Source organism: Polyangium sp. 6x1 (assembly GCF_029946515.1).
GTDB lineage: Bacteria > Myxococcota_A > Polyangia > Polyangiales > Polyangiaceae > Polyangium.
Genome location: NZ_JARZHH010000023.1, coordinates 105,986 through 128,228, shown reverse-complemented (window position 1 = coordinate 128,228; position 22,243 = coordinate 105,986). Strand labels below are relative to the sequence as shown.

The window sequence follows — 22,243 nt, the reverse complement described above, 5'->3', positions numbered from 1 at the left end:
CCCCCATGCAAATTGCCCTCCCGTGCCCACCGCCCCCACACCCCCTCGCTTGCGAGCCTCCTTCCCCCTCGCCCTGACCGCGGCGCTCCTCCTTGCCGCCTGCCACAAATCCGGCCCCACACCTCCCCAGTCGGTCGAGGGTGACGCCGCTGCCGCGGAAATCCCCGCCGGCTCCGTCTCCCTCGAGCTCCGCAACGAGCCGGTCGACTCGGTCGCCCAGAAGCTCGCGTCCGCCGCGGGCAAGGCCATCGTGATCGACGCCGACGCCCAGGCCGTCGCCCATTGCGCGCGGATCACCCTGCTCACCGGCGGCCCCATGCCCGTCCCGAATGCGATCCGCCTCCTCCGCGAGGCCCTCGAGCCCGCTGGACTCTCGCTCGTCGAGAGTGAAGCCGGCGGCATCGTCGTGCGTCGTATCCCGGACAAACCCTTGCCCGATACCTGCACGGGGGGCGCAGACGGGAATTCGGCGTCGTCCGAGGGAGTCCAGACGCCGGAGAGCGCGGTCGCGGAGAAGTTCGCGGCCGGCGTGCGGAAGATATCGGAGACCGAGTACGAGCTCACGCAAGCATCGGCCGATCTCCTGGTCGGCGATCAGGCGATGCTGCTCCGATCGGCCCGCCTCGTTCCGTCGTTGAAAGACGGGACGCCCGTGGGCGTGAAGCTCTTTGCCATTCGCGCCCGGAGCGTCCTCGCGACGCTCGGGTTCAAGAACGGCGACCTCCTGACGGACATCGGGGGATACAAGCTCACGAACCCCGAGTCCGCGCTCGAAGCGTACACGAAGCTCCGAGCCGCGAAGAAGATCGAGGTGACCCTCGAGCGGCGCGGGGCCACGCAGAAACTCATCTATCGCATCGTCGAGAAATGAGCGCCCTCAGGCGCCGTCCTCTTCCATCACGCGGAGCAGCGCCCAGAACATCGCCTCGCCGTCCCGCTCGCGTTCGAGCGTCTTCCCATGCGCGCGCGCCCATTCGAGCGCGAGCGGCAGCGGGACGCCCGCTTGCCGTTTGCCCGTGAGCTCCCCCGTCACCTTCGTGAGCACGTCGCCCATCGGCGACGGCCGCGGCGCGATCTCGATCCCCGGATCGAGCGCCTCGCAGAGCGCAGGATCCGTCACCGCATTGTATTCACGGCACGCGATCGGTCGCTCCTCGTAAATGCTGCACAGCTCGCCGTCGAGGAACGGGCAATCGATCCGGAGCTCGTAATACCGCCGGCTCACGTCGTCCCACGCCAGCGCCGACGTCGCCTCCTTCGAGACCAGCGCGGCCCGCCCCTTCGGCGCCTTCGGATCCACGAGCCCCGCCCGTTCGAGCCGCTCGATGGCCCGAACAAACCGCTCGCGCACCTCCGTCCGACGCGGCTCCGGCATCGCGGCCACGACCTCCGCGAGCCGCCGCGCCTCGAGCGGCGAGGTCGGCACGAGCTGGCGGCAGCAATGCGTGCAGCCCTTCTGGCACGAGATCTCCTTGCCCTGCGCCCGCGCGTGCGCCGTCGAGATCGCCAGGATCGACGCCGAGAGCGACCGCGCGAGCGGCAAGAGCTCGTGCACCTGCGTGCGCCCGACCCGCACCTTGCATTCGATCTCGTGCTCCTCGCCGAGCACGTGAAGGTGCACCTTCGCGTCCTCGTACGCCTTGCGCGGGCCCTTCACGGGCACACCGCCGAGAGCTCGCCGAGCGAGGGCAAGAGCGTGCGATAATCGTCGTGCTTCACCCCGCCCCGCGCGTCGTCGTCGAGCTTGTAATAAAACGTTTTCGGGATCCCCGAGCTCGCATACGCGGCCACGTCGCTCGGCATGTTCCCGAACGCGAGCTCGGGCGCGAGGCCCGTCGCCGTCTTGAGCAGGCCGAGCTCGCCCATTTTGAACGACGCGGCCGCCTCGCCCATGCGCCCCGTCGACGTCACCGAGGTGTGCACGATTCCCGGCGGGAATCCGCGCAGCGCGAGCCATTCGCGCGTCCGCGGCTCGAGCCAGTGCGGCCGCGCCGTCAGGTAAAACAGGAAAAACCCACGGCCCGAGAGCGCCCGCATCACCTCCGCCGCGCCCGGGTGCGTCGCGGAATGGCCGCCCGTGAGCACGTCCCCCACGAGCGCCTCTTCCTTCTCGGTCAACGTGCCGTCGATGTCCGTCACCGCGATCCGCGCGCCCTCGGGCAGCACTTCGAGGAACACGTCCGCGCTCGTCCCGTCGCCCGCGACGACCATTTTGATCCGGTGCCGCCCCACGCCGAGCGGACCGCCGGGCAGGACCTGCGCGAGATTCACGAAGATCTGCCCGCCCCTGTCCGCCACGCCGTGCACCACGGGGTGCGCGCCCTCGTCCTCGCTCGTGCGGTACGTCCCGACCTTCTCCCACGACGCCCCGCAGCCGCGGAGCAAATATACGTCGATGTCCTCGTCCTTCAGATCCTTGTCCGAAAGCCCATACGCGAACTTGCCGAGCACCCATTGCGGCGTGCCCGGCAGCAGGAAGAGATCGCGACCCCGGTGCCGCGCGTGCTGCGTGCTCGAAAGGAACGAGGAGCCGTGGTGCCGAAAATCCCGCTTCGATTGCTTGGGAAATGGCGTGTCACACGAGGGCCGGAGCGCGCAGGGGCCCGGCGGAGCCGTGAAGATCGGGGCTGCCGCCGGCTGCGCGGCCGTGACGGGAGGACGGCTCTGCGCGGGCGCATCCGCGCAAGCGGAGAGGGAGGCGACGAGGCCTGCGATCACGAGAGATCGAACGAAGGAATTCACGGGGGCCGGATGATGCCAGAACCCACGGGACGCGAGAAGCGCGTCGTTCGCTCGATCGTCCAAGCAGGCTGTCGAGAAACGCCGCGAGCGCCCTGGAGCTAGGGAGGAGGACGCAGGAATACAGGCGTATTCCGAGGACGACGACCGACGATCCAGGGTGCGCAGCAAGTTTATCGACAGCCTGCTAGCCGGCGCCGTCGATCGCCGCCGTCTCGTCGGTCTCCAGGAAGGGCCGCACCTCATCGATCGATTCCCGCGAGACGATTGCCTTGCCCGCCGGCGACAGGTGGACGAGGAGCTGCACGAGCGGGGGCGCCGCCTCCGTGACTGCTTCTTTCAAGAAGTCGAGGTCGGGCGAGCGCTGCGAAAGCAGGACGTACGCCGCCGCCGCGCGGTGCTCCGCGGTTTGTCCGAGGTCGACCACGAGCGACGTCAGCTCGCTGAGGTCGATGGGCGCCTGCTCCCGGTAACCCGCCCGTTTGTCCCACGCGGCCGCGAGCGCCGCGAGCGCTTCGAGCCACGCCGAGAGCGGCCGACCCTGCCGCGCGAGCGCCCGCGCCACGGAAGGCGCCGGCGCGATCGGCTCCTTGCGGCGTCGCTCGTGCGATCGCGCGAGCGCGGTCCCGTTCGCTTCAGCGCCCTTCCCGAGCAGCGGGACGTGCGCGAACGGGCGCCCGCTCTCGTTCGTGAGGATCAACGTGGGAATGCCGCGCCAATCGGGCTCGATGGTCGCGGGGCCGAGCAGCACCCACGGGTAATACGCGACGTATTCCTCGACCTCACAACGCAGGCCGCCCTCGTCGAGCGCGACGGCCACACGCAGGGCCCGTAAAAAGGGGCCCACGAGGCCGATCGCCGCGGTGAGGAGCGTGGCCCCGACGAACACGAGCGGAATGAGGTAGAGATCCACCCATTCGAAGCTCCGCTGCACCACGGAGCCCCACACGACATACGCCGTGAGCCCCGCCGAGGCCACGCCGACGGTCAGGGCCCGCTTCACGGGGTTCACGGGCAGCCCCGAGGGCCGGAGCGAGGGCGCGAAGAGGCCTTTTCGAGGGCTCACCTGCGCGCCTTGCTCCGTTTTCGGAAGGGCGTCGAACAGCAACGGAAAAGCTCGATTACCGCTTTCCGAGGTTGACCTTCGGCCGCCCGGTCGGCCCGACCGGCGCGCCCTTCGTGGCTTCCTTCTTCGGCTCCGGCTTCGCGTCCTTCTTCGCCGGCGCCTTGCGCACCTCGACGCCGCCGAGATCCAGCGCCGCGAGCTCCTTCTCCACGACGGCCGCATCTCCGACCACGATCACGCGCATCAGATCCGGCCGGAGGTACTTCTCGGCCACCCGCTTCACGTCCTCGGCCGTGATCTTCGAGATTCGCGAGGGGCGCGTGGCGAGCTCGTCGAGCGGGAGCCCTTGAATCGAGAGCGACGCGAGCGTCCCGGCCGTCTCCCCCGCCGTCTCGAAGCGCGCCGGGAGCTGCCGGACGAGGTTCGCCTTCGCGTCGGCGAGATCCTCGGCGGGCACCGCTTCCTTTCGCAACCGCTCGATCTCGGCGAAAATCTCCTTCACGGCCTTCGCGGTCGCGGGCGTCATGATCGCCCCGCCCGCGGTGAAGGGCCCGGGGCCGTGGCGCATGTCGAACCCGCTCCGCGCGCCGTACGTGTAGGCGTGCTTTTCGCGCAGGTTCAGGTTGAGCCGGCTCGTGAATTGCCCGCCGAGCAGCGTGTTCATGACCATCAGGGCGTCGAAGTCCGGGTTTTTCCGGGGCACGCCCGCGAGGGTCACGGCGACGTACGATTGCGTGGCGCCCGGACGATCCACGAGGAAAACCCGCTTCTCGCCCTTGCCGACGGCCGGCGGATCCGCCGGTGCTTTGGCCTGCGTCCCCTTGCCCGTCCACGTGCCAAAGCTCTTCTCGACGAGCGCGATGGCGGCGGCCTTGTCGATGTCGCCCGCGATCGTGACCGTGGTGTGCTCCGGCCGGAAGAGCGCCGCGTGCTGGCGCGCGAGATCCGCGGGTTTCATCGCCTTGACGGACGCCTCGGTGCCGATGAGCGGCTCGCGGTAAGGGTGCCCCGCGGGGTAGAGCCGCTCGGTGATGGCATTCTGGAGGAGCGCGCCGGGCTGATCGGCCTGCTGCAGGATCGACGTGAGCCGCCGCGCGCGCTCGCGCTCGAGCTCCGCCGGATCGAAGGCCGGATGCAGCACCACGTCCGCGAGGATCTCGAAGAGCTCGGGCGTCTTCTCGCGGAGCGCTTGCGCCGAGAGGGCCACGCCGTCGTGATCCGCCCACGCGCCGTACCGCGCGCCGAGCGCGCCGAGCTCCTCGGAGAGCTTGATGGCCGATCGCAGCTTCGTGCCCGAGAGCATCATGGCCGCCATGGTGCTCGTCAGCCCCGGCGAACGCTCCTCTTCCGCGCCGCGGTTCACGACGATGTTCACCGCGACGACCGGCATCTCGCGCCGCAGGACGTACAGGACACGCACCCCGTTCGAAAGGCGCGCCTCGTCGATCTTCGGCGCAAGGAACGGCATGTCGGCCCCCGCTTGCGGCGGGGTCTTCCGGAACGAGGGATCCTCGGGCGGAGGCGCGGCCGCTTCCTTCGGCGCCTCCTGCGTGGCCCCCGGCTCCGGCGGGGGATCGGGCGGCGGGGGCACCACGGGCGCGGGCGTCTGGCATGCCGCGAACGAGAGGAGCGAGAGGCCGAGCAAGGCCCCGATGTGCGAACGGCGAGCGAGCTTCTTCACGGCATCCCTCCCACGAGGCGACCGGCGCGCGGCGCGTCCGCGACGGGCCGCACGAACGTGACGACGCGTTTGTCCTTCGGCAGGTACGTCGCGAGCGCCCGCGTCACGTCGCCGGCGGAGACCTTCTCGTACCGGGCGAGGTCTTTCTCGAAAAACCCGGGATCTCCGGCGCGCCGATTGTAGTTGTTCAGGAGATCGGCCCGCCCCGTGACGCGCTCGGCGCCGAAGACGAGCCCCGAGAGCGCGCGCGTCTTGGCCCGATCCACCTCCGCGGCGGACGGCGGCGCAGCGCGCAGCTTGTCGAGCTCCTCGTCGACGACCTTGAAGACCTCGTCGAGGTTCTTGTCTTTCTGGAGCGTGATCGTGATCTCGAAGACGCTGCCGAGCTCCGCGGACTCCTGCGCGGCCGTGACGCTCTGGGCGATCTGCATGTCGTAGACGAGCCGCTTGTACAGGCGGCTCGATTTGCCGCTCGCGAGCACGTCGGAGACCACATCGAGCTCGGCGTCGCCGGGAGCGAAATGCGCCGGCGTGGTCCAGGAGAGCACGATCCGCGGCAGCGTGACGCCCGCCTCGACGTCGAGGCGCTTTTCCTTCGTGAGCGGCGAGGGCACCGGCCCGCGAATGGGCTTCGCGTCGGCCCCGCGCGTGAGGCCCCCGAAATACTTCGCGACGAGCTCCTTCGCCTTCGCCGGCTGGAAATCCCCCGCGATGACGAGCGTCGCGTTGTTCGGCACGTAGTACCGCTTGAAGAACGCGCGTACGTCCTCGAACGTCGCGGCGTCGAGGTCCTCGGGCGTGCCGATCGTGAGCCTGTGGTAGGGGTGCGTGGACGGATAGAGCGCCGAGCGCACGAACTGCCGCACGAGGCCATACGGCGCGTTCTCGTAGTTCTGCCGGCGCTCGTTCTTGACGACCTCGCGCTGGCTCTTGAACGTCTCCTCGTTGGCGTGATCGAGGAGGAAGCCCATGCGGTCGCTCTCCAGCCAGAGCGCGAGGCCGAGCTCCCCGGACGGTACGGTCTCGTAATAGTTCGTCCGATCCGTGTTCGTCGTGCCGTTCCTGTCGCTCGCGCCGGCGCGCTCGAGGTATCGGAAGAACTGATCCTCGCCGACGTTGCGCGACCCCTGGAACATCACGTGCTCGAAGAGGTGCGCGAAGCCGTTTTTCCCGGGCCCCTCGTCCTTGGATCCCACGTGGTACCAGACGTTGACCGCGACCACGGGCGTGCGGTGATCCTCGTGCAGGATCACCTCGAGGCCGTTCGAGAGGACATACTTCTCGAAAGGCAAAGCCACGCGCATGCCCTGTGTCGCGACGGGCGCGGACGCGGGCGGCGGGGTGGCGGCTACCTGGGCCAGCGAGAGGCCCGTCGGCACGGCGAGCATGGCGAGGGACACGAGCCCGAAGGCGGCCCTCCTCGGTGAGCGGCGAAGCATCGCGGCCCTTGTAGCAAATTCTCGGGCCGGCGGCCCTCGGGATCCGCCCCTCCCGGCCTTCCGGGAACTCCGCGCAGCAAGCTGTTGTCGCGCTCCGAAGACCAGCCTAAGCCAGGCACAACGAGAGCGAGATACCCATGCGAAGGCTCTTTCCTCTGATTCTTCTCGTCGCCATGGCCGGATGCAGCGCGTCCCCCACCCCCGGCCCCCAGACGCCCGCGAACGCGGGCAACGAAACTCCCCCTCCGGACACCTCGAAGACGCCCCCGCCGGATACGACCGCCAAGCCCGACGCGAAGCCCCCGCCCGATCAAGGCAAGCCAGTCGGCGTCGAAAAAGCGGCCTATCGCGAGGAGGACCTCACCGAGCCGAAGTTCGATCTCGTGATCACGCCCCTGCCCGCGGCCCCGAAAGGCCTGGCCGCGGCGCCCAAGACCTGCGACGCGTTCGTGAAGCGAAAGCCCGCGGCCGCGCCCGTGTGCGCCGAGCGCGCGCAGGCGCTCGAAGCGCTCGACAAGGCCCTCGCCGAAGGGAACGCGGACAAACGCGACGCGGCCCTCGTGGGCCTGGAGTCGTGCGCGGGCTTGCCTCTGGGCATCACGCGCGCGCTCCGCGCCGAGCTCGCGCCCACGGCGTGCGCCGACGTGATCCTGGAGCCCGTGATCGCCGCGCCCCCGAAGGGCATCGACGGCGCCGTCTACACCACGATGCGAGGCCTCGCGACAGCGGCCCGGCTCTCGCGCGCCGGCGACGCGCCCCCGAAGATCGCGGCGCCCTACGACAAGAAGAAGCTCCTCGCGTTCATCAACGGGCCCATGAAGGACTGGGTCGCCGAGCAGGCGACGGCCATCCAGGCCCTCTCGAACGAGGGCGCGGGCCTGCGCTACTACGCGCGCGGCGTCGCGGCCATCGAGGCCGGGATGGCCGATCTGCGGCTCGTCGAGGCCGTCCGCGCGGTGCCACTTCCGCCCGAGCTCGCGAAGGAGCCCGAGGCCCGGGACATCTACTACGCCGAGCTCGATCAGACGCTCGACCCGCGCAAGGACCGCGGCCGCGACGCCGTGCTCGTGGGCCTGCGCGACCTCGCGTTCGTGGGCGTCCTGCGCGACGCGCGCATCGACCGCGCCCGCGCGTTGCTCGCGCGCCTCTACGGCGGAAGGCGCATCGACGCGCTCGACGGGCTCGTGGTGCCGCCGCTGCCGAAGGCCACGCCCGCCGACGTCCAATCCCGGCTCGCGGCGAAGCTGCCGACGTTCTACGCGGGCCAGCTCCTGCCGAAGGACGCCGCGACGAACCCCGTCGTGCTGCGCGCCCTGATCGAGCGAGGCATGCCTCTGCCGCAGCGCGCCGCGTTGAAGAACGAGAAGCTCTCCGACGACGCGCGCCGCATGTATGCGCGCGCGCGTGTCGAGCTCGGTCGCGTCTACCTGCGCGCCGTCGATTTCGATCAAGCCGCGTCGCTGTATGCCGGTCTGCCGGAGGGGGCCCGGACGGACGAGGACGCGTTTTTCGCCGCGCTCGTCACCGCGCTGCGAAACGGGCCGGAAGACGCGGCCGCGATGGTCCGCTCGGCGCCCGTGTCGATGCTCGGCATGGGGCAGATCACGGCCCTCGACGCGCTCACGAAGGCGAAAGGCCCCTTCGCGGGCGCCGCGGCCTTCGACGCCGCGCTGATCAGGCAGATCACGGCGCCCATCGGCGCGGACGCTTCCTATTTCCGTGACGTCGCGGCGCGATTCCGTGAGGCCGCTGGCCTGCTCGGCGACGCGGCCCAGCGCAAGGCCGCCGAAGAGCGCGCCAAGGCCGCCGAGCTCACGGCGAGCGCCATTCGCTGACCCGCTTTCCCTCCCGATTCTGTCCCACCTCTGCATAGGCCGTCCCCACGCGAATTTGCGCGCTATCGAACGGGGAGCGAAGACGATTACGCACGCCAGGTCGATGACGCGACGTTGACGCGAACGTGAGGGGCTCGATACCTTACGAGGCCCCTCGCTTACCCGCAGCCTGATGCTTCGCCCGCGATTGGGTCGAACGGCGCGTGGTGCGTCCCAGGAAACCTCTCGTGGAATCGATAGCGTCCCACCGCAATGCGACGCCGCCCGCCGCGGCACACCCGAATGACGATGCGCTCCTCCGGCTGGAGAGCGCGATGCTCCGCGTCGCGGCCGGCGGCGCGCCCGAGCTGCTCCTGGTAGGCGGCGGCAGCAGCGCCGCCCGCGCAGAGCTCCTGCGCTCGTTCTGCGAGAGCGCGATCGGACGATGCACGCTCGTGCTCTCGGGCGAGGGCAACCTGATCCACGCGGGCGAACCCTATGGCCCGCTCGTCTCCGCGTTCGGCCGCGTCGCCTCGACGCTCGGCGCGGAGCCCGGCTCCCTCGGTCCGCTCCTCCGCCAGCGCGTCGACGAGGCCATGCTCGGCAACGGCCGCCTGCTCTGCGATCTCTGCCCGGCGCTCGCCTCGCTCGTGACGGCCGATCGTCCCGTCGAACCCCTGCCCCCCGCGTTCGCCGACGAGCGCACGACGACGACCCTGCTCCGCCTGCTCGCGGCGCTCGCCGTGCCCGAGCGGCCGCTCGTGCTCGCGCTCTCCCACATCGACGCGGCCGACAGCGCCACGCTGCGCCTCGTCATGCGCCTGCTGGAGAGCACGGAGTGCCGGTACCTGCTGATCGCCGCGACGTTCTCGGACGGCGCGCACCCCGCCTGGAAGGAGACGCTCGGGCCGTGGCTCCAGACGAATGGCCCCCGCGTGGACGGCGTGCACCTCGGCCCGCAGAGCGACGCGGTGATGACGGCGAGGCACGCCGCCGTCGCGCGCCTCCAGGAGCCCTCGCGCCACGCGCTCGCCGCCGCCGCTTGCCTCGGCCGGACGGCCGATCTCGACGCCGTCGCGGCCGCGCTCGGCGCGACCCCGGACGAGGCCGCCGCGCGCCTCGCGCCCGTCGAGGAGGCCGGCTTGCTCGGCCGCGACGGCGCCGCGTACGTGTTCGCCGACGCGCTCACCGCGCGCGACGTCCGGCGCGAGGCCACGAAGGACGATCCCGCGCTCCTCGCGGCCATGCACCTGCGCCTCGGCGCCTTCCTCACCCGCGGGATGGGCGAGGGCGAGCCGAACGCGTCGCTCTACGACGCGGCCGGGCACATCCTGCTCGCGCGATCCGTGGCCTCCCGCGCGCCGCTCGCCCCCGCGGAGAGGGCGCGGCTCTGCGCGATCACGTTCGCCGCCGCCCGGCGCGCGCGGAACGCGGGCGCGTCGAGCGTCGCGGCCGACTACCTCGGCGCGGCAGCGGACCTGCTCGAAGGCCACGACGATTCCGCGGAGATCCCGCCCGATCTCGCCTGGAAAATCCGCCTCTCGCAGGCCGAATGCTCGGCCAAGCGCGGCGATCGGCACGGGACCGAGGCGCGCGTCGCGGAGCTCGAGCGGCGCGCTCGAAGCGAGATCGAGAGACAAACCGCGGCGCGGATCCTCATCGACCTGCACGCGAGCCTCGGCGAGCACGAGCAGGCCTACGCGCGCGCGGCGTCCTGCCTCGCGCCCCTCGGCGTACGCTTGCCCGAGCGGCCGGGCCCCGACGACGTCGCGGCGGCGTTCGCGGCGACCTGGGACGCGCTCGGGGACCGCGCGATCGAGGAGATCGCCGACCTCGAGCCCATGACGAACCCCGAGGCGCTCGCGGCCACGGCGGCGCTCTTCGCGGTCCACCCGTCCGCGCAGGCGCTCGGGCCCGACGTCGCCGACGTCGTGACATGCCACCTCGTCCGGCTCGCGCTCCTCCACGGCAACGCGTCCGCGTCCGTCGTGGGGCACGTCGCGTTCGGCGCGGCGCTCGTGGGGCGCCACGGGGATCACCGGGCCGGCTACCGCTTCGGCAAGGTGGCGATGGACCTCTGCGAGCAGATGGGCTCGGCGCTGCTCCAGGGCATCGTCGGCGCGTGCTTCGCCACGAACATCTCCATCTGGACGCACCACCTGCGCGCGAGCATCGCCTATTCGAGGCGCGCCCACGCCGCGGCCCTCGCCTCCGGCAACACCCCGTGCGCGCGTCGGAGCGGCGCCCTCGTCGCGCTCTTCATGCTCCTGAAAGGCGACCCGCTCGACGACGTCGCCCGCGAGGTGCGAACCCACGAGGAGGCGCGACGCGATTCAAACGATCCCGAAGGAATTGGCGAGCTCATAGGCGCGATCGAGCGATTCGTGGGACAGCAGAAGGGTCGCGCCGCGCCGCCGCCCGGGCGTCGCGACGATCTCGCGCCCGCGCCGAACCTCGACGCGCAGCCTCCCCCGTCCACGATGCGCTTCGGCGCGCTCGTGCGCCGCGTGCTCGACCTCGCCGCCCTCGTCCTCGCCGGCGAGAACGACGACGCGCTCCTCGCGAGCGCCTCGCTCCGGGCCCACGCCCCGGCGTTCGCCTCGCAGGTCCTCCTCTCGGAAAAACGGTACTTCGCGGCCCTCGCCGAGGCCGGCCGCCGCGGCACCACCACGCTCGCCGCCCGCCTCTCCACGCTCGACGAGCTCGCCGCCGACCTCGAGCGCTGGGCCGATCGTTGCCCCGAGAACTTCCAGCACAAACACGCGCTCGTCCTCGCCGAGCGCAGCCGCCTCGCCGGCCGCGACGTCGACGCGATGCGCCTCTACGACCAGGCCATCGCCGCCGCCCGCGACAACGGTTTCACCCATGGCGAGGCCCTCGCCGCCGACGCCGCCATCCGCTTCTACGTCGATCGCGGCTTCCCCACCATCGCCGCGGCCTACCTGCGCCTCGCGCGCGCGGCCTACGCCCGCTGGGGCGCGGGCGGCAGGGTCGAGAAGCTCGATCGCCGCTACGCCAAGCTCATCGAGGACCCGGTCACGGGCGCCTCGAAGCCCCCGCGCGGCGGCGCGGGCCTCGACATCGACGTCCTCGCCGCGGTCCAGACCGCGCACGCCGTCTCCGAGGAGATCGTCCTGCAGCGCCTCATCGTCACGCTCATGCGGATCGTGATCGAGCACGGCGGAGCCCAGCGCTGCCACGTCCTGCTCGTGACCGACGGGAGCGAGCTCTCCCACGCGGGCCGCGCCCTCGTCACCTCGCAGGGCCTCGACATCGAGGTCCCCGGCGGCCGCAGCCGCGATCTCGCCACGCTCCTGCCTGCGTCCGTCGTCGGCTACGTCCGGCGCACGTGCGAGCCGATCCTGCTCGAAGACGCCACGGCCGAGCCGATGTTCTCGGCCGACCCCTACGTCGCCCGCGCCCGCCCGCGCTCGGTCCTGTGCATGCCGATCCTGCGGCAAACCGAGCTCATCGGCATCTTCTACATGGAGAACAACCTCGTCCCGGGCGCGTTCACCCCGCGGCGCCTCTCGCTGCTCGAGTTCCTCGCCGCACAGGCCGCGATCTCCCTCGATCACGCCAAGCTCTACGCTGACCTCGCCCGCGAGAACAACGAGCGGCGGCGCACCGAGCAGACCCTCCGCCGCAGCGAGGAGCGCATGCGCCGCCTCGTCGAGATCGCCGGCGTGATCCCCTGGGAGGCCGACGCCGAGACCGAGCGCTTCACCTACGTCGGCCCGCAGGCCGAGGAGCGGCTCGGCTGGCCCACGAGCGCCTGGTACAAGCCGAACTTCCTGCGGGATCACGCGCACCCCGAGGACCGGGATCTCGCCCTCGCGGCCTTCACCCGCGCCTCCGCCGACGAGACCCCCGGCGGCGTCGAGTACCGCCTGCGCACCAAGGACGGCCGCGCCGTGTGGCTGCACATGGTCGTCAGCGTCTCCGAGCGCGAGGGCGGGCAAAGGCTCCTCTCGGGCTTCTTCTTCGACGTCACGGCGCGCAAGCACGCCGAGGAGACCCTGCGCGAGCAGCTCGAGATCATCCACCAACAGCGCGAGGACATCCGCACGCTCTCGACCCCGCTGCTCGACGTGTGGGACGGGGTCGTCGCCATGCCCGTGCTCGGCGCCCTCGACGAATCCCGCGCGGCGCGGGCCATGGAGGTCCTTCTCGCCACGATCGCGCAGCGCACGGTCCATTGTGCCATCCTGGATCTGACGGGCGTCGCGAGCGTCGACGCCGTCACGGCCGAGCACCTGCTCCGCATGACGCGCGCGGTCGAGCTGCTCGGCGCGCGCGCGCTCATCGTCGGGATCCGGCCCGAGGTCGCGCGCACGATCGTCTCGCTCGGCATCGGCCTCGGCCGCGTCGAGACCCGCGCGACGCTGAAGGACGCGCTCCAAACCCTGAGGCTCCCGTCCCCGCACGGGCCGCGCGCAGCCGAGAAGAACCACCGCTCCCTCGCGACGCTCGGGCGAACCCCCGAGTGACGGGGATCAATGGGCGAGCATCGCGTCCGTGAAATGCTCGACCGTGTCGGGCACCGATCGGGCGATCCAGGCGCGTAACGCCTCGGGCTCGTGGGGAAGGTCGTCCGGCCAAACCCGGACCGTGCCGTCGCGGCCCACGGACACGGCCCAGCTCCCGTCGGGGGCGATGTCCACGTCCCGCACGGCGCTCTCGTGCGTGCCGAGCACGCGCCCCTCGCCGATCGCGAGGTCCCAGAGCCGCACCGTCTTGTCGTCGCTCCCCGTCACGAGCGCGGCGCCGTTCGCCGCGAGCGCGAGCGTGTGAATGGGCCCGTTGTGGCCGCGCAGCACGCTGCGAATCACGCCCGTCCCGACGTCCCAGACCCGCACCGTCGCGTCCTCGCCCAGGCTGAGCAGCGTCTCGCCATCCGGCGTGAACGACAAACCCACGACGCGATACCCGCTCGCGTCGTAGGTCCGGGGCCCTTCGGCGCCCTCGTCCCAGATCCGCAGCTTGTGATCGAGGCAGCCCGTGGCGACGACCTTGCCGTCGGGTGAGAACGCGACCGACTCGACGGCCTCCTCCTGGCCGCCGAGCACGCGGCTCTCGCCCGTGGCGAGCTTCCAGATGCGCGCGGTCCTGTCGGCGCTGCCCGTCGCGAGCCTCGCTCCATCCGCGGAGAACACGAGCGAGAGGATCGCCTTGTCGTGGCGGCCGATCACGCGCGCCTCGCCGGAGTCCACGTCCCAGAGCTCGACGACGCCCGTCGCGTGGCCGATCGCGATCGACGCCCCGTTCGGCGAGAACCCGATCACCGGCGCCCCCGCGCCCTCCGCGCGGGACGCCCGGAATTCGTGGCCTTGCGTGTCCCAGAGGCGGACCGTGCCGTCCTCGCCCGCGGTGGCGACGACATCCCCGGCGGGGGAGATCTCTGCGTGCTCCACCCGCCCCACGTGCCCCGCGAGCGTGACGGGCTCGGCGCCGCCTCGCGTGGGCCAGAGCTCTGCGACGCCGTCGGCCCCGGCGGAGAGCACGATCTCCCCGGCGGGCGAGATGTCGACCTCGAACGCCGCCCCCTCGTGCCGGCCGAGCACGCGGCCCGGCGTCGTATCGAGCGGGAAGACGCGCGCGGTGCCGTCGACGCTCGCGACCACCAGCCGCGTCCCGTCGTCCGAGAACTGCACGTCCGACACGTTGTCGCGCATGCCCACGAACCGGCGCCGCTCCCCGGTCGTGAAGTTGACGAGCCGCACCGCGTGATCGTTGCCGCCGTACGCGATCATGCGCCCGTCGGGCGAGAAGGCCAGTGCGAACACCACGCCGTCGTACGTGGGCAGCGTCGTGACTGCGCCTGTCGCGAGCTCCCAGACCCGGACCGTTCCATCCGTCGTGGCGGTCGCGACGCGCGAGCTGTCGTGCGCGAAGGTGAGCCGCAGGATGGCCGCGTCTTGGCCTTCGAGCTTCCGCGGCTTGTCCTTCTTTTGCATGTCCCAGAGCCACACGGCCCCGTCCGGACCGCCGGCCGCGAGCAGGCGCGAGTCCGGCGAAAAACCCATCGGGAACCGCGGCAAAAGCTGGGCCGTCGCGTCGTGGACGCGCATCTCGGGCAGCACGAACGACTCCCCGGTCATCCGATCGAACAGCGTCAAGACGCCGCTCCTCCCTGCGGTCACGAAATGGCGATCGTCCGACGAAAAGGCCCCTTTCAGGGTCATCTCCGGGTCCGACGCGAGCACGCGGTGCTTGCCCGTCGCGACGTCCCAGGCCCGCACGGTCCAGTCGTCGGCCTGGCTCACGACCTCCTTGCCGTCGCGCGACGGGTGGGCGAACACGATCGGGCGCGTGTGCCCGCGCAGCGTGGAAATCTCGGCGCCCGTGGCGGCGTCCCAGACGCGGATCGTCCGGTCCTTTCCCGTCGTCAGCACGCGCTGTTCGTCGGGGAAAAACGTCGCGAACCAGACCTCGTCCTCGTGCCCGCAGAGCTCGATCGACGCGCCCGTCGTGAGATCGTAAATGCGCGCCGAGTGATCGTCGCTCGCCACGACGAGCCGCCTCCCGTCCTTCGAGATATCGACGCGATTGACGGCCCCTTTTTGGTCCCGCAGCACCTGCGCCGGCCCGTGCACCCAGGCGTCGGCGGCCACGAGGCGCGCCGAGCTCCACTGCTCGAACGTCGGCGACAGCGTCTTCAGCCACGCGAGCGCCTCGTTCGGGTCCCGGAGCACGGCCGCGCGCGCCTGCACCAGCGTCAGCTCGTCGGCGTGCGCGACGGCCCGATGCTCGGCGTCCACCGCCTTCTTGCGCGCCTCCTCCGTCATCGCGTGCTCCCGCGTGACGCGATCGCGCTCCTTCATCACGTTCGTGAGAAACAGCCCCGCGGCCGTGACCAGCACCAAGAGCGCCGCCGCACCCACCGAAAGCGCCGCGCGATGCTTGCGCGCGAATCGCCACGCCTTCTCGCGGGTCGTGTAGGAGTGCACGCCCACGAGCTGCCCCGCGAGAAACCGCCGCAGATCCTCGGCCAGCGCCTTCGCCGTCGGGTACCGCGCGGCCGGATCCCGGCCCATCGCCTTGTCCACGATCGCCAGAAGATCCAGCTGGATCCCGCGCTGCATCTTGCCGAGCGGCGTCGGCGGGCCTTCGAGCACCCGCTGCAGGATCTTGATGCCGCTCACGCCCGCGTACGGCGGGCGCCCCGCGAGCACGTGATAGAGAATCGCTCCGAGCGCGTACACGTCCGCGCGCTCGTCCACGGGTTCGGCCGCCGCTTGCTCGGGCGGCATGTACGCGGGGGTCCCCATCACCGCGCCCACGAGCGTGATCCCGTCGCCGTCGACGGAGGCCACCCCCTCCTCGTCCTCGGAGGCCGGACCTTGCCCGACGTCCACCACCGGCTCGGATAGGTCCTTGCCGAGCCCCCAATCGATCACGAGCGTCTCGCCGTGCGCGCCGACGAGCACGTTCGCGGGCTTCAAATCGCGGTGGATGATGCGTTTTTCATGCGCGTACGCCACCGCGTCGGCGACGGCGAGCACGTGCGTGAGCAGCGGCAGACGCTCGTCGATCGTGCGGGCGCCGTCGATGATCTCGGACAGCGGGCGCCCGGAGACGAGCTTCATCGAATAAAATGGTTCGCCCGTGGGCCAGCGCCCGGCCTCGTAGACCGGCACGATCGACGGATGCTGCAGCCGCGCCGTCAAGAGCGCCTCGCGGACGAACCGGTCCTCGGCGGCGACGCCGGTGTCGAGCAGCTCCTTCAGCGCCACCCGCCGATCGAGCCTCTGATCACGCGCCGAGAGGACCCGCCCGATTCCGCCCTGCGCGACCTCGCACTCCACGAGATAACTCGCGCGATCGACGAGCGGCAGCCTCGCGGAGCTCCAGCGCCCCGACGACGGCACGTGCGTCGTGAGCCCCGACGGGGCCTGGCTCATCGACAACGTGCTCGCCGCGCCGAGATCCGCGCCTACGCCGCGCGGGACGGGCGCGCTCGTCGCAGGTTGCCCTTGCTCCGCCTCCCCCGGTCCCCGCGATGGCCCGTTCATCGCCCCGATCCTCTCCGCGCCGCTCGCCATGCAAACACGCGCAAGCCAGCTGCCATGCTAGCCGCCGCGTCGAGGGCTCACCATGACAATTGACGGCGCCGGGGACCCGCGGGAAGACTGCCGTGGCCATGGGGGAGCAAAAAAGCTGCGGGGGAGAGCAACCCAACCGACGAATCCCGCTCTACGTGCGCGTGCTCTCCGGCGTCGTCCTCGGCATCGTGCTCGGGCTCGCGTTCGGGGAGCGAAAGTACCTCCTCGGCAGCATCGGCAACGCCGAGCTCGGCCGCCTGGGATTGCTCGTCGTCAAGCTCCTCAAGGCGCTCGCCGTCCCGCTCGTGTTTTTCGCGATCCTCGACGCGTTCGTCAAAACCGACATTTCCCTCCGCAAGGGGGCGCGGCTCCTTCTCATTTGCGCGATCAATGCGACGGTGGCGCTCGGCATTGGCCTCTCGATCATGAACGCCTTTTCGCCCGGGCGGCACCTCTCGGGCACGCTCGCGGAGCTCCACCGGCCGGGCGCCGCGACCTCGGATTCGGCGCAGGAGCTCCTCGCGGCCTCGAAGAAGGGCAGCCTCGGCCTGCTCGACAACGTCTCGAGCTACGTCCCGAAAAGCCTCGTCGACCCGTTCTCGGAAAACAGCATCATCACGGTCGTCCTGCTCGGCCTGCTCGCGGGCCTCGCGCTGCGGCGCGCGCGGGCGCGGACGGCCGAGGGGACCGAGCGTGGCATTGCGGTGATCGAGCAGGCCATCGGCGGCATGTATGCGATCCTCGTCGAGGCGCTCGACATCGTGGTCGGCGTCGTCCCGATCGCGGTGCTCGGCGTCGTCGCGGACGTCGTGGGCAAGGCCGGGATGCGGATCTTCGCGTCGCTCTGGATCTTCCTCGTCACGATCGTCGCGGCGATGGCGCTGCATTCGCTCGTGTATTACCCGCTCGTCGCCTGGCTCGTCGGGAGAAAGCCGCCGCGCGTGTATCTCGGCATTGGCGCGGACGCCATCTTGACGGGCCTCTCGACGAACTCGAGCCTCGCCACGGTGCCCCTCACGCTGAAGGCGCTCGATCGCATGGGCGTCTCGCCCGCGTCGGCGCGGCTCGCGGCGTGCATCGGGACGAACCTCAACAACGACGGCATTCTCCTCTACGAGGCCATGACGGCCGTCTTCTTGACGCAGGCGGTCGGCGCGCCGCTCGGGCTCGGCGGCGAGGTCACGATCGGGCTCGCGTCGGTCATGGCGGCGGCGGGAATCGCGGGGATCCCGGAGGCGGGCCTCGTCGTGCTGCCGCTCGTGCTCGGCGCCGCGGGGCTGCCGGACGCCTTGATCGCCACGGCCATTCCGCTCGTGATGACGGTCGACTGGTTCATTGCGCGGTGTCGCTCGGCCGTGAACGTGATGAGCGACATGCTCGTCGCCGTGCTGCTCGACGTGGGCGACGGTGATTCGAAGGGATCAGGCGCCGCCGCGCGGCAGGGTGGTGGGAAAGGCGTCGCGGATCTCCTGGGGGATGCGGGTAGGCCGCTGGGTGGCGGTCGCGACGAATGCCCATGACGTGACGGCGCGGGCGACCTCGACGCCTTCGGAGATACGCACGAGGCGGGTCTTTCGCTCGCACGTGGCGGCGCCGAACCTGGCGACGTGGGTCCGGACCTCGATGCGATCGCCCACGAAGACCGACGCGAGGTAATCGATCTCGTGGCGCCGGACGACGAAAACGGCGCCGGCGCGCGCAAGGGCCGACCGGTCCCAGCCGAGGGCCTCGGCGTGGGCCTTGGCGGCGTCCTGCACCCAGCGCACGTAGACCACGTTGGACACGTGCCCGAGCTCGTCGATGTCGTCGGGGGAGGCGACGACGCGAAACACGTATTCGTCGGAGGAAGCGGCGCTCATGGCGAGAGAACCATCCGCGGGCGACGACGGGAAAGCAACCGCCATCGTCATGGGCTCCCTTTTTCCCCTGGATTTTCCGTCCTCCGCGTGCCCTTTCGTCCGTGACGACGGCATTGCATCGACGGGCTCCGGGGTCATGATCGGATCGTGGACATACGAACGAGCCTCCCCGAGCATACCGAGGATTCTCATGAAGGTTGCTGCGGAGGTCACCACCGCAAAACGCGGACGCCGGTGCCCGGCCGCTCGTCCCTCCTCGGCGCGGCCCTGCCCGTGCTCGCCTGCGCGGTATGCCCGACCTGCCTCGGCGCGTGGGCGCAGGCGCTCTCTGCGGTCGGCGTCGGATTCGTGATCACCGAGACGCAGCACCTCGTATTGCTCGTCGCCGCGGTCGTCATCACGCTCGTCGTGAGCGTCCATCGTCATGCCCGCTCGCGCCGCGTGGGCCCGCTCGCGCTCTCGCTCGTCGGCTGCGCCGGGCTCATTGCGAGCCACGCGCTCGGCGAGATCCAGGTCCTCGCTTGGGCCTCGATTGCGGTTCTCGTGGGAGCGTCGATATGGCAGGAGCGCGCGCGGGCGCGAAAGATCGATCGTGAGAAAGAGCCGGAGCCGCGGGGCGCCATTCGAGGCGCCGAGGTCCCGGCCTGCGTGGATTAAAAACGCCCCCTGGCTTCGAATGCTCGTCCTCTGCCGAGCGCGCGCCCCGCCGGAGCCGCCGCTCGGCCTCCAGTTGCCGATCGCGACGCGCCCGCCCCTCACAGCCGGGGTGACGGCTCCTTCGGGCGTACCAATACGGTCTACATGGTCGTCGACGCGGTGCTCCCCTGGCCCGTGATGAAGCTGGCCGCCACGGGCGAGGTCGTGGCGAGCGCTTCCTTGGGCGAGCTCCTGGGAATCGAGTCGCCGACCCCGGAGCGTTTGTCGGAGCGATTCGAGATCTCCCGGCTCGGAAGCCTGGCTGTCCTCGCCGAGGAAGAGCTCCCGTGGCGGCGCGCCCTTCGTGGCGAGTCCTTCGGCGACGAGGAGGTCTGGTACGACCGGAAGACGGCCCGCCGCCTCCTGCTTTACGTGCGCTGCCGCGCGTCGGCCGGCGAGGCACTGCTCGCATTCGAGAACGTCGCCGACGCGCCCTTCGCGATCCGCCTCGCCGACCTCGTGGCCAGTATCGGCGCCGCGCTCCTCAGCACGGACGAGCCCTCGACGCTGGCCCACGGGCTGCTCGACGAGGTCGCCGCCGCCATTCGCGCCGACGCCGTGTTCCTCGTCGCCACCTCCCGCGGGGAACGTCTGCGATTGGTCGCCTCGGTCGGCGTTCCCGATTCCTTCGCGCACATGTACAGCGCGAATCTGGCGAACACCGTGGTGGCGCTGGCAGCCGAGACCGGCGACATCCAGGAGGTCCCGTGCATCGACAAGCTGCCGGAGGGCGTCTTCTACGGCCCCCTGCGCCTGAACGAGCTGGGGCTCCACGCGGTCGTGGCCTTCCCCTTGAACGCGGGGGGCGAGCTCGTCGGGGTGCTCGGGGTCGCGCGGCGGCAACCAGGAAAGCTCGATCCGCTCGAGCGCCGCTTGCTCCGGGGCGTGGCGGGCGCCTGTGCCCTCGGGCTGCGGCAAGCCCGGCAGCGCGAGGCCGAGCGCCGCGAGGCCCGAAGGCTGCGCTTGCTCCGCGACGTGGCCATGGCCATCGAGTCCGCCATGCCCCTGCGCGAGCTCTTGCGCCGCCTGGTGGAGCAAGCCTGCGAGCTGACCCGCGCCCGCTACGGCGCCCTCGGCGTGCTCGACGCCACGGGCACCGGCCTCTCCGACTTCGTCTACGTGGGCGTCTCCGAGCAGGTCGCCCGCGACATCGGCAACCTCCCCCAGGGCCGAGGGCTCCTCGGCGCGCTCATCCACGACCCGCGGCCCTGCCGGGTGGCGGACATCCACGCCGATCCGCGGTCGTCCGGCTTCCCTGCGCATCACCCCGCGATGACGTCCTTCCTCGGCGTCCCGCTGATCCTCGGGCAGAAGGTCTTCGGCAATTTCTACCTTTGCGACAAGGACGGCGGCGCCGAGTTCACGGAGGAGGACGAGCGTATGGTCCGACTCTTCGCCGCGCAGTCGGCGCTGGCCATCGCCTACGCCCAGCAATTCGAGAGCGCGCAGGAGGCCCACCGCGAAATGGTCCGCTTGCGAAACGAGTTCGCGGCCGTCATCGCGCATGATCTCCGCAATCCCGTCGCGGCCATGACGCTGCTCCTCGACACGCTGCTCGCGAAAGCCGACGGCGATTCGGTCCTGGTGTCGGTCCAGCACCTCCAGCGATTGCGCCGGATGAGCAGCCGGATCTCGCGCATGACGCAGGACCTGCTCGACGTCTCTCGCATCGAGCTCGGGCGGCTCTCGCTCGATCGCGCGCCGATGTCGCTGGAGGAAGCGACGCGCTCGCTGCTCGCCGAAATCGAGCCGACCTTCGGGACGCACCCGGTGACCCTCCATGTCGAGGGCTCTCTGCCCGAGGTCTTCGTCGACCCGGCTCGGCTGGCGCAGATCCTCACGAACCTGCTCGACAACGCCGTCAAATACTCCGACGCCGGCGCGCCGATCCGGGTGACGCTCCGTCCGGAGGCGGGCGGCGCGGCGGTCACGATCGAGGATCGCGGCCACGGTATCGCGGCGGAGGATCTGGGCAGATTGTTCGACCGCTTCTTCCAGGCCTCGCGGGCGCGCGAGAAGAACACGGGCCTCGGCCTCGGCCTGTACATCACCAAGGGGCTGATGGAGGCGCATGGCGGCACCATCACCGTGGAGAGCACGCTGGGCCAGGGCTCGACGTTCCGGCTGTGGTTTCCGGCGGCGGAGCCGACGCAGGGCTCGAACGACGCCGAAAAGCCCTGAGGAGACCTCCTCGGCGACGTTCGCGTTCGGCTTTCTCGGCAGGACGAGCAGAAGGAGGCGCATCGCAGGGGCGATGGGGCGCGCCTGTTCGCATTCGAGCGTCTCGGTTGACCGACGGAAGGGGTTCCGCTCATTCTTCCGCGCCAATCGCCTCTCGTACACGACAGAAAAACGCAAACGGAGATGGGACGAGCATGAAATTGACGAGCCGGATGATTGCTTTCTTCCCCGCAGCCCTGGCGCTCGTGGGATCTGGTTTCCTGGTTGGCTGCGACAAGGGGGGTTCGGCGACGGGCGCGCCCGCGGCCTCCTCCACCGGCGCGTCGGCTTCGCCGAGCCCGTGCGACATCGCTGCCTTCGAGAAGGAGCAAGACGAGCAGGGCCGCCTGACGCACACGCCGAAAAAGTTCTCCGGCTGCAAGCTCGAGTCGTACAGCCCGAGCAGCAAGACGGCCTCCTTCTCGGGCAATGGGAAGATGAAGCTGCAATGCGTGAACATCCCCAAGCCGGAGATGGAGATCGGCGACCTCGCGGAGATCGAGGGCAAGGTGGATGGCGCCGGGTTCGTCACCCTCTATGGCTGTGTCGTGAAAAAGAAGTGAAGCGCCTGCGCGAATAGCGCGCGCTGCATCGTCACGGTGCCCGCCGGCGCGCATCCGCCTCCAGGCATCTCCCCTTCTCCCGGCGGACGCGCCCCTCGCCGCCGGGAGCCCCGCGGGTCGG

The 22,243-nt window shown here is 70.8% G+C and carries 14 protein-coding genes; 7 read left to right on the top strand and 7 right to left on the bottom strand.

All coding sequences use genetic code 11. The annotated features are described in order from the left end of the window. Positions 1–49: 49 nt before the first annotated feature. Positions 50–871: a hypothetical protein gene (locus QHF85_RS22370; RefSeq protein WP_281329301.1), complete on the top strand. Its 822-nt coding sequence runs from the start codon at positions 50–52 to the stop codon at positions 869–871. A gap of 6 nt (positions 872–877) precedes the next feature. Here the strand turns inward: QHF85_RS22370 and QHF85_RS22365 are convergent, their stop codons facing one another. The 5 genes from QHF85_RS22365 to QHF85_RS22345 all read right to left on the bottom strand — a co-directional run bounded on the left by QHF85_RS22365 (position 878) and on the right by QHF85_RS22345 (position 6,925). After that, positions 878–1,657 (bottom strand): YkgJ family cysteine cluster protein, encoded by a 780-nt coding sequence (locus tag QHF85_RS22365; RefSeq protein ID WP_281329300.1) that lies wholly within the window; start codon positions 1,655–1,657, stop codon positions 878–880. Beyond that, positions 1,654–2,742 (bottom strand): phosphatidylinositol transfer protein, encoded by a 1,089-nt coding sequence (locus tag QHF85_RS22360; RefSeq protein ID WP_281329299.1) that lies wholly within the window; start codon positions 2,740–2,742, stop codon positions 1,654–1,656. Before QHF85_RS22360 ends, QHF85_RS22365 begins: the two co-directional genes overlap by 4 nt. 184 nt (positions 2,743–2,926) lie before the next feature. After that, positions 2,927–3,805, bottom strand: a complete 879-nt coding sequence (locus QHF85_RS22355) for a hypothetical protein (RefSeq protein WP_281329298.1) — start codon at positions 3,803–3,805, stop codon at positions 2,927–2,929. A gap of 55 nt (positions 3,806–3,860) precedes the next feature. Beyond that, positions 3,861–5,486: an insulinase family protein gene (locus tag QHF85_RS22350; protein ID WP_281329297.1), complete on the bottom strand. Its 1,626-nt coding sequence runs from the start codon at positions 5,484–5,486 to the stop codon at positions 3,861–3,863. After that, positions 5,483–6,925 (bottom strand): pitrilysin family protein, encoded by a 1,443-nt coding sequence (locus QHF85_RS22345; RefSeq protein ID WP_281329296.1) that lies wholly within the window; start codon positions 6,923–6,925, stop codon positions 5,483–5,485. The genes QHF85_RS22350 and QHF85_RS22345 overlap by 4 nt, the downstream gene beginning before the upstream one ends. 137 nt (positions 6,926–7,062) lie before the next feature. Between QHF85_RS22345 and QHF85_RS22340 the strand changes: the two genes are divergently transcribed. Further along, entirely contained in the window at positions 7,063–8,760 is a 1,698-nt protein-coding gene (locus QHF85_RS22340) for a hypothetical protein (protein ID WP_281329295.1), read from the top strand. 227 nt (positions 8,761–8,987) lie between these two features. Continuing rightward, on the top strand, positions 8,988–13,229 hold the full coding sequence (locus QHF85_RS22335; RefSeq protein ID WP_281329294.1) for a GAF domain-containing protein: 4,242 nt from the start codon (positions 8,988–8,990) through the stop codon (positions 13,227–13,229). A 6-nt stretch (positions 13,230–13,235) separates the two neighbouring features. Here the strand turns inward: QHF85_RS22335 and QHF85_RS22330 are convergent, their stop codons facing one another. Further along, positions 13,236–16,754 (bottom strand): serine/threonine-protein kinase, encoded by a 3,519-nt coding sequence (locus QHF85_RS22330; protein ID WP_281329293.1) that lies wholly within the window; start codon positions 16,752–16,754, stop codon positions 13,236–13,238. A gap of 128 nt (positions 16,755–16,882) precedes the next feature. On the opposite strand from QHF85_RS22330, the gene QHF85_RS22325 reads away from it, so the two are divergent. Then, a complete protein-coding gene (locus QHF85_RS22325; RefSeq protein WP_281329292.1) occupies positions 16,883–18,304 on the top strand; it encodes a dicarboxylate/amino acid:cation symporter in 1,422 nt (473 codons plus the stop codon). Here the strand turns inward: QHF85_RS22325 and QHF85_RS22320 are convergent. Then, positions 18,206–18,643: a thioesterase family protein gene (locus QHF85_RS22320; RefSeq protein ID WP_281329291.1), complete on the bottom strand. Its 438-nt coding sequence runs from the start codon at positions 18,641–18,643 to the stop codon at positions 18,206–18,208. The two genes, QHF85_RS22325 and QHF85_RS22320, sit on opposite strands and share 99 nt — an antisense overlap. 234 nt (positions 18,644–18,877) lie before the next feature. Between QHF85_RS22320 and QHF85_RS22315 the strand changes: the two genes are divergently transcribed. The 3 genes from QHF85_RS22315 (at position 18,878) to QHF85_RS22305 (ending at position 22,122) form a co-directional block, all read left to right on the top strand. Next, positions 18,878–19,300, top strand: coding sequence for a hypothetical protein (locus tag QHF85_RS22315; protein ID WP_281329290.1), 423 nt, complete (start codon positions 18,878–18,880; stop codon positions 19,298–19,300). A 144-nt stretch (positions 19,301–19,444) separates the two neighbouring features. After that, positions 19,445–21,520 carry a GAF domain-containing protein gene (locus QHF85_RS22310; RefSeq protein ID WP_281329289.1) on the top strand — a complete coding sequence of 692 codons (2,076 nt, stop codon included), beginning with the start codon at positions 19,445–19,447 and terminating at the stop codon, positions 21,518–21,520. Positions 21,521–21,714: 194 nt separating this feature from the next. After that, a complete protein-coding gene (locus QHF85_RS22305; RefSeq protein WP_281329288.1) occupies positions 21,715–22,122 on the top strand; it encodes a hypothetical protein in 408 nt (135 codons plus the stop codon). Positions 22,123–22,243: the final 121 nt, after the last annotated feature.

Bases quoted from the DNA above. Each gene is read 5' to 3' on its own strand.
- QHF85_RS22345 (WP_281329296.1), bottom strand. From the start codon at position 6,925: ATGCTTCGCCGCTCACCGAGGAGGGCCGCCTTCGGGCTCGTGTCCCTC.
- QHF85_RS22340 (WP_281329295.1), top strand. From the start codon at position 7,063: ATGCGAAGGCTCTTTCCTCTGATTCTTCTCGTCGCCATGGCCGGATGC.
- QHF85_RS22330 (WP_281329293.1), bottom strand. From the start codon at position 16,754: ATGAACGGGCCATCGCGGGGACCGGGGGAGGCGGAGCAAGGGCAACCT.
- QHF85_RS22325 (WP_281329292.1), top strand. From the start codon at position 16,883: ATGGGGGAGCAAAAAAGCTGCGGGGGAGAGCAACCCAACCGACGAATC.
- QHF85_RS22320 (WP_281329291.1), bottom strand. From the start codon at position 18,643: ATGAGCGCCGCTTCCTCCGACGAATACGTGTTTCGCGTCGTCGCCTCC.
- QHF85_RS22310 (WP_281329289.1), top strand. From the start codon at position 19,445: ATGGTCGTCGACGCGGTGCTCCCCTGGCCCGTGATGAAGCTGGCCGCC.
- QHF85_RS22305 (WP_281329288.1), top strand. From the start codon at position 21,715: ATGAAATTGACGAGCCGGATGATTGCTTTCTTCCCCGCAGCCCTGGCG.